This is a genomic window from Aeromonas sp. MR7 (assembly GCF_963899385.1).
GTDB lineage: Bacteria > Pseudomonadota > Gammaproteobacteria > Enterobacterales > Aeromonadaceae > Aeromonas > Aeromonas bestiarum.
The window spans coordinates 47823-62875 of record NZ_CAWQXH010000005.1 but is presented as its reverse complement, the minus strand read 5'-3'; the positions used below and the strand labels follow the sequence as shown (position 1 = coordinate 62875).

General features: G+C 57.3%; 18 protein-coding genes and 1 pseudogene. 6 read left to right on the top strand and 13 right to left on the bottom strand.

Annotated elements, in window-relative coordinates; all coding sequences use genetic code 11:
• Positions 1-15: 15 nt before the first annotated feature.
• The 5 genes from AACW87_RS03045 to AACW87_RS03025 all read right to left on the bottom strand — a co-directional run bounded on the left by AACW87_RS03045 (position 16) and on the right by AACW87_RS03025 (position 3416).
• Positions 16-618, bottom strand: coding sequence for a hypothetical protein (locus AACW87_RS03045; protein ID WP_241326524.1), 603 nt, complete (start codon positions 616-618; stop codon positions 16-18).
• Positions 619-656: 38 nt separating this feature from the next.
• The gene (locus AACW87_RS03040; protein WP_241326523.1) at positions 657-1232 is read right to left on the bottom strand and encodes a hypothetical protein; all 576 of its coding nucleotides are present in this window, start codon (positions 1230-1232) and stop codon (positions 657-659) included.
• A 258-nt stretch (positions 1233-1490) separates the two neighbouring features.
• Positions 1491-1919: a VOC family protein gene (locus AACW87_RS03035; protein ID WP_241326522.1), complete on the bottom strand. Its 429-nt coding sequence runs from the start codon at positions 1917-1919 to the stop codon at positions 1491-1493.
• 410 nt (positions 1920-2329) lie between these two features.
• The gene (locus AACW87_RS03030; protein ID WP_241326521.1) at positions 2330-2929 is read right to left on the bottom strand and encodes an MliC family protein; all 600 of its coding nucleotides are present in this window, start codon (positions 2927-2929) and stop codon (positions 2330-2332) included.
• 124 nt (positions 2930-3053) lie between these two features.
• Entirely contained in the window at positions 3054-3416 is a 363-nt protein-coding gene (locus tag AACW87_RS03025) for a DUF2061 domain-containing protein (protein ID WP_241326520.1), read from the bottom strand.
• A gap of 183 nt (positions 3417-3599) precedes the next feature.
• Between AACW87_RS03025 and AACW87_RS03020 the strand changes: the two are divergent.
• Positions 3600-3806, top strand: a pseudogene (locus tag AACW87_RS03020) (hypothetical protein).
• A gap of 104 nt (positions 3807-3910) precedes the next feature.
• On the opposite strand, the gene AACW87_RS03015 reads toward AACW87_RS03020, so the two are convergent.
• The 3 genes from AACW87_RS03015 to AACW87_RS03005 are packed head-to-tail and all read right to left on the bottom strand — an operon-like array spanning position 3911 to position 7123.
• Positions 3911-4765, bottom strand: coding sequence for a 23S rRNA (adenine(2030)-N(6))-methyltransferase RlmJ (locus AACW87_RS03015; RefSeq protein ID WP_241326519.1), 855 nt, complete (start codon positions 4763-4765; stop codon positions 3911-3913).
• Positions 4759-5220 (bottom strand): DUF2390 domain-containing protein, encoded by a 462-nt coding sequence (locus AACW87_RS03010; protein ID WP_241326518.1) that lies wholly within the window; start codon positions 5218-5220, stop codon positions 4759-4761. Before AACW87_RS03010 ends, AACW87_RS03015 begins: the two co-directional genes overlap by 7 nt.
• Positions 5213-7123, bottom strand: coding sequence for an ABC transporter ATP-binding protein (locus AACW87_RS03005; RefSeq protein WP_241326517.1), 1911 nt, complete (start codon positions 7121-7123; stop codon positions 5213-5215). Before AACW87_RS03005 ends, AACW87_RS03010 begins: the two co-directional genes overlap by 8 nt.
• A gap of 153 nt (positions 7124-7276) precedes the next feature.
• On the opposite strand from AACW87_RS03005, the gene AACW87_RS03000 reads away from it, so the two are divergent.
• Positions 7277-7687, top strand: coding sequence for a CBS domain-containing protein (locus AACW87_RS03000; RefSeq protein ID WP_241326516.1), 411 nt, complete (start codon positions 7277-7279; stop codon positions 7685-7687).
• A gap of 85 nt (positions 7688-7772) precedes the next feature.
• Here AACW87_RS03000 and AACW87_RS02995 read toward each other — a convergent pair whose 3' ends face one another.
• Together AACW87_RS02995 and AACW87_RS02990 are read right to left on the bottom strand one after the other, a co-directional pair.
• Entirely contained in the window at positions 7773-8228 is a 456-nt protein-coding gene (locus AACW87_RS02995) for an NfeD family protein (RefSeq protein WP_042869488.1), read from the bottom strand.
• Positions 8225-9148, bottom strand: coding sequence for an SPFH domain-containing protein (locus AACW87_RS02990; protein ID WP_043138703.1), 924 nt, complete (start codon positions 9146-9148; stop codon positions 8225-8227). The genes AACW87_RS02995 and AACW87_RS02990 overlap by 4 nt, the downstream gene beginning before the upstream one ends.
• A gap of 197 nt (positions 9149-9345) precedes the next feature.
• Between AACW87_RS02990 and cysG the strand changes: the two genes are divergently transcribed.
• The 4 genes from cysG (at position 9346) to cysC (ending at position 14009) form a co-directional block, all read left to right on the top strand.
• Entirely contained in the window at positions 9346-10782 is a 1437-nt protein-coding gene (gene cysG / locus AACW87_RS02985; RefSeq protein ID WP_241326515.1) for a siroheme synthase CysG, read from the top strand.
• 106 nt (positions 10783-10888) lie between these two features.
• Positions 10889-11797 carry a sulfate adenylyltransferase subunit CysD gene (cysD, locus tag AACW87_RS02980; RefSeq protein WP_042869482.1) on the top strand — a complete coding sequence of 303 codons (909 nt, stop codon included), beginning with the start codon at positions 10889-10891 and terminating at the stop codon, positions 11795-11797.
• Positions 11798-11807: 10 nt separating this feature from the next.
• A complete protein-coding gene (gene cysN / locus AACW87_RS02975) occupies positions 11808-13235 on the top strand; it encodes a sulfate adenylyltransferase subunit CysN (protein WP_241326514.1) in 1428 nt (475 codons plus the stop codon).
• A gap of 183 nt (positions 13236-13418) precedes the next feature.
• Positions 13419-14009, top strand: a complete 591-nt coding sequence (gene cysC, locus AACW87_RS02970) for an adenylyl-sulfate kinase (RefSeq protein ID WP_241326513.1) — start codon at positions 13419-13421, stop codon at positions 14007-14009.
• 182 nt (positions 14010-14191) lie between these two features.
• Here cysC and AACW87_RS02965 read toward each other — a convergent pair whose 3' ends face one another.
• From AACW87_RS02965 to AACW87_RS02955, 3 genes are read right to left on the bottom strand one after another with little or no spacing between them, the layout of a single operon-like run.
• Positions 14192-14554, bottom strand: a complete 363-nt coding sequence (locus AACW87_RS02965; RefSeq protein WP_241326512.1) for a hypothetical protein — start codon at positions 14552-14554, stop codon at positions 14192-14194.
• Entirely contained in the window at positions 14554-14799 is a 246-nt protein-coding gene (locus tag AACW87_RS02960; protein WP_241326511.1) for a hypothetical protein, read from the bottom strand. The genes AACW87_RS02965 and AACW87_RS02960 overlap by 1 nt, the downstream gene beginning before the upstream one ends.
• Positions 14792-15019, bottom strand: coding sequence for a hypothetical protein (locus AACW87_RS02955; RefSeq protein ID WP_339385726.1), 228 nt, complete (start codon positions 15017-15019; stop codon positions 14792-14794). The genes AACW87_RS02960 and AACW87_RS02955 overlap by 8 nt, the downstream gene beginning before the upstream one ends.
• Positions 15020-15053: the final 34 nt, after the last annotated feature.

The window sequence follows — 15053 nt, the reverse complement described above, 5'->3', positions numbered from 1 at the left end:
ATTGGAATTTGGTTTTCACCAACTAAACCCTTCCATTAACGCTATGAAGTCACAACCACTATTAGTAATTTCGTACTCGAGTTTGTCATTGTGGCTCAGTGATTCTGGAGTAAAACAGTAAAAGCCGACAAACTGCAATCTTTGAGATAAAGATGCTGCCGTAGAAGATGACAGATCACCACCCTCTACACAATGTTTCTTTAAATCACTAACGGAACACATTGAAATAACATAAAGGTAAGCCTCGAAGTCATTAAAAGTTATTTTTTCTTCCACTAATTTTCTGAATATGTGACCAATAATCTTACATTTAATAAGCTCATGCTGAGAGTCAATGTGTAGTACAAGAGTACTTGCAATTTTTTCAGAAGACTCAGTGTTTTCTAGAGCCCAACTATTCCACTTAACAAAATGCGCCCGATTTACACTAGAAAAAGCCTCGTAAAAGCTGACTATCTTTCTATAAAAGATCTTATCGCTAATGGTTGTCTGAATATTATAAAGACTAACTAAATTGTTAATTATTGGTATATCTTTTAAAAGACCATCTTCTAATATATAGTCGAGAACTACCTCTGAGTTATTAACGATAATATCTTTAAAGTTGCTGTTTTTCATCTAATTTCATGCCCACCTTTGAACCGTATTTAGTTAAGCTATTGCCTCTGATACTTCTTATCCACTTTCCATATAACCATGGGAAAATTTTTACCAAATGGATCATCAAGTTCGAAAGTGATTTTTTTAGAATTTTTCTCTACGATGAGATATTGCTCTGAAGTATTTTTTGGTAAAAATGACTCAAGCTTTGGAACTATCTCCCTAAAAATATGTTCATTAAGGTCAATCTGCTTACCATCGACTTCTAGGTGACGAGGGTAAGACTTTGAGTCAGCCAATGTAATGTAGAGGTTATTTGCGTCATTTTTCCACGTCCCTGCCCCATCAACATCATACATAACCTTCACAGTACCCAGGTGATTGCTCATCGAGTTTATAATAACTCCTGTAAAGTTATACATCCCACTTTTGAAATACTCTGTTGTCCCTCGAACAGTTGTAGTGCCATTAGTGATTTTATAGCTATACTCTGTCTGCCAAATCCCTAAGAAATCTCTTGAATTTGTCAACTTATCATCCAGTGGTTCCCAATAAATATAAACACTCCAAAAAACACCAAAAACACCTGCAATTATGCTTACCCATAAACCAATAGTGGATTCTTTACTCATGCTCTCACTTTTTTTAGTTGATAGTGACTAGATTGAAATCGATACCAATACAATAGCATGGTCTTTAGTGTACTTATTATTTCTTTGTGATTATTAATTTTTTAGTATTAATAAATTAGTGGCTCTCTGTTATATAAGTACATTTGTGTTATCTCATCTTTGATTCTGACATTACGTTCGTGCACAAAGAAGAGAAATAATTTCATTAGGGTATTCACAATAAACAGGCCTTCTAATCATAGATGTTCTTCCTTCTTGCTAAAACCGAATCTCCACCGATCCAGCACTGCGCTTTGCCTCACCGTGATAAACAGCTTCGATATTATTGCCGTCTGGATCGAGCATAAAGGCGGCGTAGTAGCCGGGGTGATAATTGCGCTCGCCGGGGGCGCCGTTATCCTGGCCGCCGTGGGCCAGCGCGGCCTGATAGAAACGATCCACCATGGCCCTGTCCTGTGCCTGAAAGGCGAGATGATGGCGACCGGTCAGTACGCCGAGCGCAGCCGGGCTATCGACCGAGGTGACAAACAGCTCGTCTGCCCAGAAGTAGCCATCACCCGTGCCACCCATGGGAATATCGAGGGTGGCCAGGATGGCGGTGTAAAAGCGCTGGCTGGCGGCCAAGTCTTTCACCACCAGCTGGATATGGTCGAACAGCCGACCGCGATGCAGTGTTTGTGTTTCCATACACCACCTTGCTTTGCATGTTGTGGATGAGTCAGCGCTTGGTGTGACCAGAAGGGATTGGCAAGCCCATAGCATGGCTACCGCACTGGATTTCAGCTTCCAGTGTGCTGCTTTTGACCAAGAGGTGAGGGTTGGCAGGGCTCATGGGTGACTCCGACGAGGCGTTTGTTGCCAATCGGGTATGTTAGCTGGCGTGGTGTGGAGGGGAAGGACGAGATGGAAGATTTCTGGGCAGGATCAACAAATTAATAAATCAGGCGGCTTTGTCGATAGATGGCGGGGAGCTGTGGGAGGCATTTTCGAAAGGCTGCGCTAGCGAGTGACTCTGGATGGCTGGCCACTCTCTGGCATAGCGGGGGCGCGATTGTGGTCGGCAAGGGGGCCGCTTGCTGGCGGCCCCCGTATGGCGGTCAGTTGCCCTTGGTCGGGATCTCGGTACAGCTAAGTGTCGGCTGGTCGTAACGCTCCAGGCTGGCCTCGTCTCCCTTGGTGAAGAGGCTGAGGTTCTGGCCTTCATAACGGGCGCCGCTGGCGCTGGGGGTTTCATAGGCGAGCACCTGTTGCTGGCTATCCCCTTCGCTCAGGTTGATCACGGCGGCGGGCAGCTTGGCATCGTTATAGAAGTAGGTGGAGAGGGTGACGTTTTTGCCGCACTGGTAGTCGACCGGCGTCGGTACCGTCAGCTGACCGCCTTTTATCTGCAACTCGGTGATCCGCTGCTGGTAGCTCTCCTCCACGCATTGGCGCAGATCCTTGGCCTTCCAGCAGTCGTTGCGACCCTTGATCCAGCCGCGCTGCATGGCCTTCTCGGTTTTGAGCTGTTCGGGGGAGAGGTTGGCGAGCGCCTTGGGATAGAGAGCGGCCAGCTCGTTATCCAGTGCCGCCAGCGCGGCATCCTTGCAGATCAGGGTTTCGGTCGCGCCGGCTGCCTTGGCACAATCAAAGGAAGGGGTGGCGGAATAGGTCAGCAGAGGGGCAAAGAGAAGGGGGCCGAGCAGCAGCTTGTTCATCGGAAAGACTCCAGCAAAAAGAGTGGGATACCCGGCTACTAGAGCACAATGAGACGGGGCCGCCGAGCGCTTTTTCACACTTGGTGACCCCGGTTGGCAGAGCGGATCCGGTGCAGGCCCGGACTTAGGCCAGCGCCAGGCGCTGGCGGGTACGCCACAGTCGCTCATGGAAGAAGAAGACGACGGTATTGACGGCGGGTTCCAGCATGGCCATGACACCGCCGGTGAGCAGCTCACTGCTCAGCAGGAAGGCGACACCGAAGGCCACCGAGAAGTGCACCAGGGCGAAGCTGCTGGTCTTGGCCTGCAGGCTGTGGTTGGGCTTGAATTTGTGCCAGCCGAGGTCGTGGAAGTAGAAGGCGACCGTGTTGACTGCGGGCTCTATCAGGGCGATCAGGCTGGCGGTGAGCAGCTCACCGGTCAGCAGGTAAGCCAGGGTAAAGGCCACGATGAAGTGCAGGGCGGCAAAGCTGATGGTCTTTTTCATGATGGTGGCTCCCTCTGGTGATGACAGCAGTATCCGCCAGAATGACATCAAATGAAAATTATTCTCATCTAATGATTGGATAGGGAGAACCTATCAAGGGGGATGGATCTGCCACCATGATGAGGCCTTGCCTAAGGCCGTCACACCGCTAGACATGGCTTTTGCCATGAAAAAGGAGATTTCATGACGATCAACTCGACCCTGTTTGGGCAGTTCATCTTGCTGCTGATGATCATCGTCGGCGTCCTTGCCTAGCGACTGGCCCGTCGCAAGAGTCGGCATCCCGTGCTCATCACCTTCCTGTGCGTGCTGCTTTGCCTGGCACCGCCCTTTGCCATATTGGCCTTGCTGATATTGGCGCTGAAACAGGATCTGCCCGCCCGCGCATAAGGGCTGCACCGGTTGTCGCACAAACACAGGCCACCGCACCAATAGAAAAAGCCCCATGATGGGGCTTTTTGTTTTTAAGCTCGGTTGCTGCGTGGGCGCGGGGATTAATCCTCGGCCTTGTTGAGCCACTCGACCTTGTACTGGGCACCGGCGCCCTGGGCCAGTTTGGCGCACAAGGGTTTCAAGAAGGCTTCAATCTGCTCGGCCAGCATCCAGGGGGGGCTCACTATCAGCATGCCTGAGCCGTTCATGCCCCAATCGGCGGTCTGACCGGCCACTTCCAGCTCGGCCACCAGGACGTTACCGAAGTTCTCCCGCTTGATGGCGCGCAGCATGTCGCGGGATTTATCCGCCTCCTGACCCAGGATGGGATACCAGAGCGCATAGATGCCGGTCGCCCAGCGCTTCTGCGCCTTTTTCAGGGTATCGACCACGGCGAAGTAATCTTCTTTGAGCTCATAGGGTGGGTCGATCAGTACCAGTCCGCGGCGCGGGGTCGGTGGCAGCAGGGCTACCAACCCCTCGAAACCATCACGGTGGTGGACGGCGACGCGAGGGTCGTAGCCCATGTTGGCGCGCAGGTCTTCCACCTCGTTGTTGTGCAGCTCCATCAGCGCCAGCTTGTCCTGCTCGCGGGCGAGGCGGCGTGACAGCTCGGGGGAGCCGGGGTAGTAGTGCAGCTCGCCGTTCTGATTCATCTCTTCGATGACGCCGAGATAGGGGGCCATGGTAGACCACTGGGCCCGCTCATCCCACAGCCGGCCTATGCCGTCGGCGTATTCCGCCTTCTTCTGGGACCAGTCGCCGCGCAGGTCGTAGAGACCGCCGCCGGCATGGGTGTCCAGCACTATGAAGGGTTTCTCCTTCTTCTTGAGGGACTCGATGATCAGGGCCTGAACGGTATGTTTCAGCACGTCGGCGTGGTTGCCGGCGTGAAAGGCGTGGCGATAACTCAGCATATTAGATCTCTGAGGGGGCCCTGCTGAGCCCCCAGTAACGATAGATAGTTCAACAAATTGTGGCTCTTGCCCCGAAACAGGGTGAGGCTGCGCAGCGTCTGCAGCAGGACGCCCTGCTGCAGCCGTTCCAGCTCCAGCTCGTGGGCCAGCATGGCCTGATACTCTTCCTCATCCAGCCGCGACTTGGCGCTCTGGCGCAGGGTACGCCAGGGGGTCAGTACCGCTTCGGTCTGCACCAGCGCAGGTTGCAGATCGATCAGGTCGACCTGGATATCGGTCTGATCCAGCCGGTGCAGCAAGAGCGCCAGATTGACGTTGCCGCCCTGCGCCTGCACGGTCAGCCAGTCCTGGCTGCGCTCGCCATAGACCTTGCCACTCCAGTGCCAGAAGCCCAGCGGCGTCGGCAGTTCGTGCACAGCGACCCGCTCGGCCGCCATCAGCTGTTCGTCACGCAAAGAAGGCCTGCTCCATGGTTTCCAGCTCCTCTGAGAGGCTCATCCACTCCAGCTCCACCCCTTCCAGCTCCTCCTTGATGGGGCCCTGGGACTTGAGCAGTTCGGAGAGCTTGTTCTTGGCGCTCTCTTCGTAGATGGCGGGATCGGCCAGCTGTTCTTCCACCGCGGCCAGCCGGGTCTGCAGTTTCTCCATGCTGGCTTCGAGCTTCTCCAGCTTCTGGCGCAGGGGGCGGGTCGCTTGCCGGAACTCCGCCTCGCGCCGCTTCTGATCCTTGCGCGCCAGCGCCGAGTTGGCGGAGATGATGCCGTCGCTTGGCTTGGCGTTGGCCTCTTTTTCCTGCTCGCCGAGCCACTTGTGGTAGTCGTCCAGATCGCCGTCGAAGGCTTCGACCCGGCCACCGTGCACCAGATAGAAGTCATCCGTGGTGGTGCGCAGCAGGTGCCGGTCGTGAGAGACCACCACCATGGCGCCCTCGAAGCCTTGCAGCGCCATGGTCAGGGCGTGGCGCATCTCCAGATCCAGGTGGTTGGTCGGTTCATCCAGCAGCAGCAGGTTCGGTTTTTGCCAGGTGACCAGGGCCAGCACCAGCCGCGCCTTCTCGCCGCCGGAGAAGGGGGCTACCTTGTCGAGCGCCTTGTCACCGTGGAAGCCGAAGCTGCCCAGATAGTTGCGCAGCTCCTGCTCGGACTTGTCCGGCGCGAGGCGGGCCAGATGGTCGAGCGGGGTATCATCGAGGCGCAGTGTCTCCAGCTGATGCTGGGCGAAGTAGCCTATGCTGACCCCGGCGCTCACCTCCAGCTTGCCCGACAAGGGGGGATTGGAGCCCGACAGCATCTTGATGAAGGTGGACTTGCCGGCGCCGTTGCGACCGAGCAGACCGATGCGCGAACCCGGCACCAGGTTCATCTTTATCTTCTCCAGGATCACCTTGTCGCCGTAACCGGCGCTGAGGTTCTCCATGGCGATGAGCGGAGTCGGCAGGGCCGACGGCTCGCGAAACTCGAAGCTGAACTCGGAGTCGGCGTGGGCGGGCAGGAGTTTCTCCATCCGCTCCATGGCTTTCAGGCGACTCTGGGCCTGGCGGGCCTTGGAGGCCTTGTAGCGGAAGCGGTCCACATAGGCCTGCATGTGGGACACCTCCCGCTGCTGCTTCTCGTACATGGACTGCTGCTGGGCCAGCTGTTCGGCGCGCTGCAGTTCGAAGTCGGAGTAGCCGCCTGTGTATTCGTTCAGCTTGCCGTTCTCGATATGGATGATGCGGCTGATGACCGAATCGAGGAAGTCGCGGTCGTGAGAAATCAGCACCAGCGTGCCCTGATAGCCCTTGAGCCACTTCTCCAGCCAGATGACGGCATCGAGATCCAGGTGGTTGGTCGGTTCATCGAGCAGCAGCAGATCGGAGCGGCAGAGCAGCGCCTGGGCCAGGTTGAGGCGCATGCGCCAGCCACCGGAGAAACTCCTGACGGGTGACGCGAGCTGATCGTCGCTGAAACCCAGACCGTGCAGCAGCTCGGCGGCGCGGGCGCGGATGCTGTAGGCGCCTATGGTGTCGAGCCTGCCGTGCAGCTCGGCCACCAGGATGCCGTTGTCATCCAGCTCGGCCTGGGCCAGCTGGGCCTCCAGCGAGCGGAACTCCTTGTCGCCGTCGATCACGTACTCCAGCGCGGAGCAGTCAAGGGCCGGCGTCTCCTGGGCGACGCCGGCGATCTGCCAGCCGGCGGGCAGGCTGAAGCTGCCGCTGTCGATGGCCAGCTCGCCCCGTACCAGTGCAAAAAAGGTGGACTTGCCACAGCCGTTTTTACCCACCAGGCCCACCTTATGGCCCGGGTGTATGGTGGCGGAGGCGTTGTCCAGCAGCTTGCGGCCGCCGCGGATCAGTTCGATTTGACTGGCAACTATCATGGATGGGGTCTGCTTGCTCAAATGGAGGAGAAAAACTGGCGCGGATCTTACGTGAAATGGCGCAGATTTGCACTTGAGGTGGGGGGCTCCCACTGGCTGGGGGGGCAAAAACATGCCATAACAGAGAAATCAGCCAGGGTTGGGGAGGTTAGCATGCTTATCAGGGACATAATGACGACCCGGGTCGCCACAGTTTCCATGGACGACAGGCTCACTGTCATCAAGGATATCTTCGAGCAGGCTCACTTTCGTCACCTGCTGGTGCTGGAGGAAGAGGAGCTGGTGGGGGTCATCTCGGATCGGGATCTGTTCCGCGCCATCAGCCCTTACCTCGACTCCGAGGCCGAGATGAGCCGAGATACCGAGACCCTCAATCGGCGCGCCCACCAGATCATGAGTCGCCACCCCGTCACCATAGCTCCCCAGCTGCCGGTGCGCGACGGCGTGAAAATCATGCTGGAGAAGAACGTCTCCTGCCTGCCGGTGCTGGAAAATGGTGCCCTGGTCGGCATCATCAGCTGGAAGGATCTGCTGCGCACCGCCCTCGACAGCGACGCCTTCTAGGCACGCCGGCGCAGGTCGGCAAGGCAACGAAAAAGGGCTCCGTGGAGCCCTTTTTATCGGATGTGCGTGATGACACTCGCTCGCCTCAGGGCAAGGGTTCCACCAGCAGGATATGGGAGTCCGCCCCCACCACCTTGACCCGACTGCCCGCGGTGAGCGGCACTGGGCTGCGCACCGTCCAGACGGTGTCATCCAGATGCACCCGGCTTGTTCCCTGCACCACATCATCCAGCAGGGTCAACTCACGGCCCAGATAGCTCTGCATCCGCTCATTGATGGGGGCCGCCGCATCCTGACCCGAGCTGTCCTGCCGGTGCTGCCAGCGCCACCAGGCCCAGGTGGTGAGCAGGGATTGCACCGCAAACAGCAGCAGCTGCGCCTGCCAGCCGAAGGGCCACAGCAGCAGGATCAAGCCGACTTCCAGCGCGGCTATGCCGGTCCAGAGCAGGAAACCCACCGAACTCATCACTTCGATGGCCAGCAGCACGAAGCCAAGCCCCAGCCAGTGCCAGTGGGTCAGCCCCTCGAACAGGGCTGTCATGACTTGCTACTCTTGCCGTCCTTGTTGAACAGCTCGGCCATGCCGGCGACCGAGCCAATCAGGCTGCCCGCTTCCAGCGGCATCATGATGATCTTGCTGTTGGGGCCTTCACCTATGCGGGCCAGCGCCTCCGTGTATTTCTGGGCCACGAAGTAGTTGATGGCCTGCATATCCCCTTCCGCTATAGCTTTTGAGACCATATGAGTTGCCTTGGCTTCCGCCTCGGCGGCCCGCTCCCGCGCTTCGGCGGCGAGGAAGGCGGCCTGACGCTCACCCTCGGCCTTGAGGATCTGGGACTGCTTCTCGCCTTCGGCTTTCAGTATCTTGGACTGGCGTACCCCTTCGGCTTCCAGCACCTCGGCCCGTTTCTGGCGCTCGGCCTTCATCTGGGCGTTCATGGCTTCCACCAGCGCCAGCGGCGGGCGTACATCCTTGATCTCGATCCGGGTCACCTTGATGCCCCAAGGGGCGGTGGCCGCATCCATGGTGCGCAGCAGCTTCTCGTTGATGGTGTCGCGCTGGGAGAGCATCTCGTCCAGCTCCATGGCGCCGAGCACTGTCCGCATGTTGGTCATGGTGAGATTGCGGATGGCGCTGGGGAGATCGTTGACCTCATAGGCCCCCTTGCGGGCATCGACCACCTGCACGAAGCTGATGGCGTCTATGGTGACGTTGGCGTTGTCGCGGGAGATCACCTCCTGCGCCGGGATATCCAGCACCTGCTCCATCATGATGATCTTGTGGCCGACCCTGTCCACATAGGGGATCAGCAGGTTGAGACCGGGGGAGAGGGTGCGGGTGTAGCGGCCGAAGCGCTCCACTGTCCAGTTGTAGCCCTGCGGCACTATCTTGATCCCGGCACTCAGGGTGATGATCACCAGGAACACGAAGATCCCCAGCACAATCAATGACTCATTCATTATTAAGCTCCTTATGAAACACTTTCACTAGCCTATGGCTTGGCGCCGAGCACCACAAGGATGTTCGCTCGCCTTTGTCATCATACGGCTTTGCTAATTACTAAAACGCATTAAAAAGCATTTTTTATTATTTTGAGGGATAAGCAGCCCTGCCTATAGTCGCCCCATATTAGTCGTGTTCCAAGGGATGGGCCGAAATGGATTATTTACCTATGTTTGCCAGGTTGGAAGGCCGCCCCGTCTTGTTGGTCGGCGGGGGCGAGGTGGCCCTGCGCAAGGCGCGCCTGCTGCTGGCAGCGGGCGCTAGGCTGACCCTGGTCTCCCCGGAACTTGAACCCGAATTCGCCGAATTTGCCGGCCGTTTCACCCATCTGGTCGAGCGTTTCAGCCCGGCTCATCTGACCGGCCAGATCCTGGTGGTGGCCGCCACCGACGATCTCGAGGTCAACGCCCTCGTCTATCAGAGCGCCAACCAGCTGGGTCTGTTCGTCAATGTGGTGGATGACCCCAAGCGCTCCAGCTTCATCTTTCCCTCCATCATAGATCGCTCCCCCCTGATGGTCGCCGTCTCCAGCGGTGGCAAGGCCCCCGTGCTGGTGCGCCTGTTGCGCGAGCGGCTCGAGAGTCTGCTGCCCCGCCATCTCGGCGGTCTGGCCGAACTCTCCGGCCGGGTGCGCGACAAGGCCAAGCGGGTGCTCTCATCCATTTCCGACCGTCGCCGCTTCTGGGAGCGGGCCTTCGCCTCCAACAGCCTCGGCAGCCTGATTGAAAAGCAGGATTGGCAGAGCGCCGAGACTTGGCTGAACGAAGGGCTCGACAAGGCCCAGACCGAGGTCGGCGAGGTGGCGCTGGTGGGGGCGGGGCCCGGCGATCCTGGCCTTCTGACCCTCAAGGCGCTGCAACAAATTCAGCAGGCGGAAGTGGTGCTCTATGACCAGCTGGTCTCCCCGGAGATCCTGGAGCTGGTGCGCCGCGATGCGACACTGGTCTCGGTCGGCAAGAAGGCCGGTGCCCACAGCGTGCCCCAGGAGGAGACCAATCGTCTGCTGGTGGAGCATGCCCGTGCAGGCAACCGTGTGGTGCGGCTCAAGGGGGGCGATCCCTTCATGTTCGGCCGTGGCGGTGAGGAGCTGGAGGTGCTGGCGGCAGAGGGGATCCCCTTCTCGGTCGTTCCTGGCATCACGGCCGCCGCCGGTGCCACCGCCTATGCCGGCATTCCGCTCACCCACCGCGACCATGCCCAGAGCGCCGTTTTTATTACCGGCCACTGCCAGCAGGAGGGCAAGGAGCCCGACTGGCAGCAGCTCGCCACCACCAACCAGACCCTGGTCGTCTACATGGGGCTGATGCGCTCCGAGCACATTCAGCAGCAGCTGGTGAGCCATGGCCGCAGCAGCCAAACCCCCATCGCCATCATAGAGCGGGGCACCACGGCCCGTCAGCGCGTGCTGACCGGCACCCTGGCTGACCTGGCCGTGCTGGCCGAGCAGGCAGTGAGCCCGTCGCTCATCGTCATCGGCGAGGTGGTTGCCCTGCGCGACCGGCTGGCCTGGTTTGGTGAAACGCGTGGCGATGAGGCGGGTCGCTCCGGCGACCTGAATGGCAGTGATCTCAAGCTGGTGCACCTGGCGTGAGTCTGCAGAGCAAAGAACCGATTTGACGGTGCGGCGACAGCGGCACCGATCTGAACCAACACCGCACCCTGACCAGGCGCGTTAGCAATGAACCGAGGACCCCGACATGGACCGTGAAAGACTGACACATCTGCAGCAGCTGGAGGCCGAGAGCATCCACATCATCCGCGAGGTGGCTGCCGAATTTGAAAACCCGGTGATGATGTACTCCATCGGCAAGGACTCCTCCGTCATGTTGCACCTGGCCCGCAAGGCCTTCTATCCGGGCAAGATCCCCTTCCCCTTGCTCCACGTCGACACCGACTGGAAGTTCAAGGAGATGATCAAATTCCGCGATGAGACCGCCAAAAAGTACGGGCTGGATCTCATCGTCCACAAGAACCCGGATGGCCTCGCCATGGGGATCAACCCCTTCGTGCACGGCAGCGGCAAGCACACCGACATCATGAAGACCGAAGGGCTCAAGCAGGCGCTCAATCAGCACGGCTTCGATGCCGCCTTCGGTGGTGCCCGCCGCGACGAGGAGAAGTCCCGCGCCAAGGAGCGGGTCTACTCCTTCCGCGACAAGTCCCACCGCTGGGATCCAAAGAACCAGCGCCCCGAGCTGTGGCGCGTCTACAACAGCCAGGTCAACAAGGGGGAGAGCATACGGGTGTTCCCGCTCTCCAACTGGACCGAGCTCGACATCTGGCAATACATCTATCTCGAGAACATCGACATAGTGCCCCTCTACTTCGCGGCGGTGCGCCCTGTCGTTGAGCGCAATGGCATCAAGATCATGGTGGATGACGAGCGCATGCCCATAGGCCCTGAAGATGAAGTGAAGCAGGAGTTGGTGCGCTTCCGCACCCTGGGTTGCTACCCGTTGACCGGGGCCATCGAGTCCGATGCCACCACGCTGCCGGAGATCATCGAAGAGATGCTGCTCACCACCTCGAGCGAGCGGCAAGGGCGGCTGATTGACCACGATCAGGCAGGCTCCATGGAGCAGAAGAAGCGTCAGGGATATTTCTAAGGAATCGCAAATGAACAACCATATTCAGACCGCCATCAGCGAACAGGGCATTGAAGCCTACCTGCACGCCCAGCAACACAAGAGCCTGCTGCGCTTTCTCACCTGCGGCAGCGTGGACGACGGCAAGAGCACTCTCATAGGCCGATTGCTGCACGACTCCCAGCAGATCTATGAAGATCAGCTCAAGGCGCTGGAGTCCGACAGCCAGAAGCTTGGCACCACGGGCGAGAAGCTGGATCTGGCGCTGCTGGTGGACGGCCTGCAGGCCGAGCGCGAGCAGGGCATCACCATAGACGTGGCCTACCGCTATTTTTCTACCGCCAAGCGCAAATTCATCATCTCGGATACCCCGGGCCACGAGCAGTACACCCGCAACATGGCCACCGGCGCCTCCACCTGCGATCTCGCCATCATATTGATCGATGCCCGCAAGGGGGTGCTGGATCAGACCCGTCGCCACAGCTTTATCGCCAGCCTGCTCGGCATCAAGCAGTTCGTGGTGGCGGTCAACAAGATGGATCTGGTGGAGTTCAGCCAGGAGGTGTTCGAGCGCATCAGTGCCGATTATCGCGAGTTCGCCAAGAAGCTCAGCGTTGACAACATCCAGATAGTGCCTGTCTCGGCGCTGGACGGCGACAACGTGGTCAACCCGAGCGACAAGCTGGCCTGGTATCAGGGCGAAACCCTGCTCTCCCTGCTGGAAAATGCCGAGGTGGAGCGCGAGCTGGAGCGTCATCCGGTACGCCTGCCGGTGCAGTACGTGAACCGCCCCAACCTGGATTTTCGCGGCTTCGCGGGCACGCTCGCGGCCGGTATACTGCGGGTCGGCGACAAGCTGGCTGTGCTGCCGTCCGGCAAAGAGAGCACAGTGACCCGCATCGTCACCTTCGACGGGGATCTGGAGTATGCCCTGCCGGGTCAGGCCATCACTGTGACCTTTGCCGATGAAATCGATATTAGTCGCGGCGATCTGCTGGTGGATGCCGCAAGGCAACCCCAGGTGACCCAGAACGTGCTGGCCCATATCGTCTGGATGGGGGAGGAGTCCCTGCAGCCGGGCCGGGTCTATGACATCAAGCTGGCCACCAAGAAGACCCGTGGTCAGGTGGAGGCCATCCGCCACCGCATCGAGATCAACAAGCTGGACGAGCTGGCGGCCTCCGAGCTCAAGCTCAACGAGATAGGCCTGTGCGAGCTGAGCCTGACCGATCCGGTGGCGTTCGACCCATACCGGGAGATCCGCGACACCGGCAGCTTTATCCTGATAGATCGGTTGAGCAACGTCACCGTGGGCGCCGGCATGATAGTGGAAGGCCTGGCGGCCAAGGTGGCTAAGGGGCAGTACAGCGAGTTCGAGATAGAGCTCAACGCCCTGGTGCGCAAACACTTCCCGCACTGGCAGGCGCTGGCCATCGGCAACGACAGCGGCAAGCAATAGAGCCAAGCGCCCTTTCCCTCGGGAGAGGGCGCGATGAAGCGCTTCCCCTCATCCCCAACCCTGCTCCCGCTGGCTAAAAAGAGAGGGAGAAGGGGGTTAATATTCCCTCTCCCTCAGGGAGAGGGTGGGGGGCTCGCTGGTTCCTTCCCCATGTTGATGAGCCTGAGTGATCGAGGAGTTAGGATGAGTAATATCGTGTGGCACCAGCATGCCGTCGACAAACGGAGCCGGGCCGAATTGAAGGGACAGAAACCGTTGGTGATCTGGTTCACCGGGCTGTCGGGGGCGGGAAAATCCACCCTGGCGGGGGCGCTGGAGCAGGCGCTGGCCGCCGAGGGCAAGCACACCTATCTGCTGGATGGGGACAATGTGCGCCACGGCCTGTGCGGCGATCTCGGCTTCGATGACGCGGCCCGCCAGGAGAATATCCGCCGGGTCGGCGAGGTGGCAAAACTCATGGTGGATGCGGGACTTATCGTGCTCACCGCCTTTATCTCGCCGTTCCGTGCCGAGCGGGAGCTGGTGCGAAACCTCCTGGGGCCGGACGAGTTTATCGAAGTGTTTGTCGATGCGCCGCTCGCTGTCTGTGAGGAGCGCGACCCCAAAGGGCTCTACAAGAAGGCACGGGCGGGGGAGATCCGCAACTTTACCGGCATCGACTCCGCCTACGAGGCCCCCGAACAGCCGGAAATCCATCTGCTCAACGCCGGCAAGCCGGTGGAGGTGCTGGTGGATGAGTTGCTGACTGCGCTAAGGCAGGGGAATTATTTGTAGTTGTTGAGTTGCGCCATTTGATAAAGGGAGCTGGATTGTTATCTGGGTAACCGGTCAGTTGGCCACCACAGGCGCTGATGAGTTGGCAGCTTCTTTCATTCACGAAACTCCAATATCACATAACGCCTCAAACACCGGCGCAGCTTCGCTGCGTCCGGGTGATTTGACTTGTTATGCCTTATCTATTCATAGGAGAAGTAAATATTATCTTCTGCTTTTAAGGCTTTATAAATTTCGGTCAACTCTTTCACATAAGAAAGATTTTCTCTAATTTCTTTGATGGTTAGATTATCGTCAATTTGACAAAATATTTTCTCCAGCTCTTCTTGCCTTTCATCTTCAATGAGAGCGAGTAGGATCTTCCGATTATCTTCGGTTAGTTCTACGGAAAGAACGCTATAGTCCTCTCCCTCTATTGTAAGATCGTTACTTTCATACGCTACCTTTTTCGAAAATCCGATTTTTGCCAATCTCTCGTAACAATGTTCGGAAACACGAATAATCTTAGGTTCGCTCGTTGTATCAAAAAATGTTAACTCTAACATTATTCAGTCTCCTTTTTTTCTTTTAACTCTAATTCCTTAGCGACAGTCTCTCTTATGTGCTCAACTTCACCAGGCTCCACGCCCTCATACAAAGTCACCCCACCCTTATCAAGAATCGCCTTCGTCTTATGGGATGCGATTGCTTGTATTATTAATATACCAACACTTCCTTTGTCTACGATATCTTGTGCTTGAGACGGAAATATATTCTTCCTCGTCTTTACTTCTCCGAAGGATTTACTCATCATTACCATCCTTAGTGTATTTATACTTGCCTAAGTACTTGTCTAATGCACTAATTAAATCTTTTTTTCTATCCGGAGGATATTCAAAGTCTCCTCTGCAATCATTATTTATAGATGGAGTGACAGGTATATCATGTAGCCTAGCAATTTCTACCACAAGTTTAATTGTATCTCTGTGTTCCTCAAGTTTTTTTATCATCTTATCTTCATCAGTGCACAAAGCTAACCTCCTTGTTTCTGTCTCTGAGTAATTT

What these genes read in the sequence shown, in the direction of transcription:
- AACW87_RS03045 (WP_241326524.1), bottom strand. Translation starts at nt 618, where the DNA reads ATGAAAAACAGCAACTTTAAAGATATTATCGTTAATAACTCAGAGGTA.
- AACW87_RS03040 (WP_241326523.1), bottom strand. Translation starts at nt 1,232, where the DNA reads ATGAGTAAAGAATCCACTATTGGTTTATGGGTAAGCATAATTGCAGGT.
- AACW87_RS03035 (WP_241326522.1), bottom strand. Translation starts at nt 1,919, where the DNA reads ATGGAAACACAAACACTGCATCGCGGTCGGCTGTTCGACCATATCCAG.
- AACW87_RS03030 (WP_241326521.1), bottom strand. Translation starts at nt 2,929, where the DNA reads ATGAACAAGCTGCTGCTCGGCCCCCTTCTCTTTGCCCCTCTGCTGACC.
- AACW87_RS03025 (WP_241326520.1), bottom strand. Translation starts at nt 3,416, where the DNA reads ATGAAAAAGACCATCAGCTTTGCCGCCCTGCACTTCATCGTGGCCTTT.
- AACW87_RS03015 (WP_241326519.1), bottom strand. Translation starts at nt 4,765, where the DNA reads ATGCTGAGTTATCGCCACGCCTTTCACGCCGGCAACCACGCCGACGTG.
- AACW87_RS03005 (WP_241326517.1), bottom strand. Translation starts at nt 7,123, where the DNA reads ATGATAGTTGCCAGTCAAATCGAACTGATCCGCGGCGGCCGCAAGCTG.
- AACW87_RS03000 (WP_241326516.1), top strand. Translation starts at nt 7,277, where the DNA reads ATGCTTATCAGGGACATAATGACGACCCGGGTCGCCACAGTTTCCATG.
- AACW87_RS02995 (WP_042869488.1), bottom strand. Translation starts at nt 8,228, where the DNA reads ATGACAGCCCTGTTCGAGGGGCTGACCCACTGGCACTGGCTGGGGCTT.
- AACW87_RS02990 (WP_043138703.1), bottom strand. Translation starts at nt 9,148, where the DNA reads ATGAATGAGTCATTGATTGTGCTGGGGATCTTCGTGTTCCTGGTGATC.
- cysG (WP_241326515.1), top strand. Translation starts at nt 9,346, where the DNA reads ATGGATTATTTACCTATGTTTGCCAGGTTGGAAGGCCGCCCCGTCTTG.
- cysD (WP_042869482.1), top strand. Translation starts at nt 10,889, where the DNA reads ATGGACCGTGAAAGACTGACACATCTGCAGCAGCTGGAGGCCGAGAGC.
- cysN (WP_241326514.1), top strand. Translation starts at nt 11,808, where the DNA reads ATGAACAACCATATTCAGACCGCCATCAGCGAACAGGGCATTGAAGCC.
- cysC (WP_241326513.1), top strand. Translation starts at nt 13,419, where the DNA reads ATGAGTAATATCGTGTGGCACCAGCATGCCGTCGACAAACGGAGCCGG.
- AACW87_RS02965 (WP_241326512.1), bottom strand. Translation starts at nt 14,554, where the DNA reads ATGTTAGAGTTAACATTTTTTGATACAACGAGCGAACCTAAGATTATT.
- AACW87_RS02960 (WP_241326511.1), bottom strand. Translation starts at nt 14,799, where the DNA reads ATGAGTAAATCCTTCGGAGAAGTAAAGACGAGGAAGAATATATTTCCG.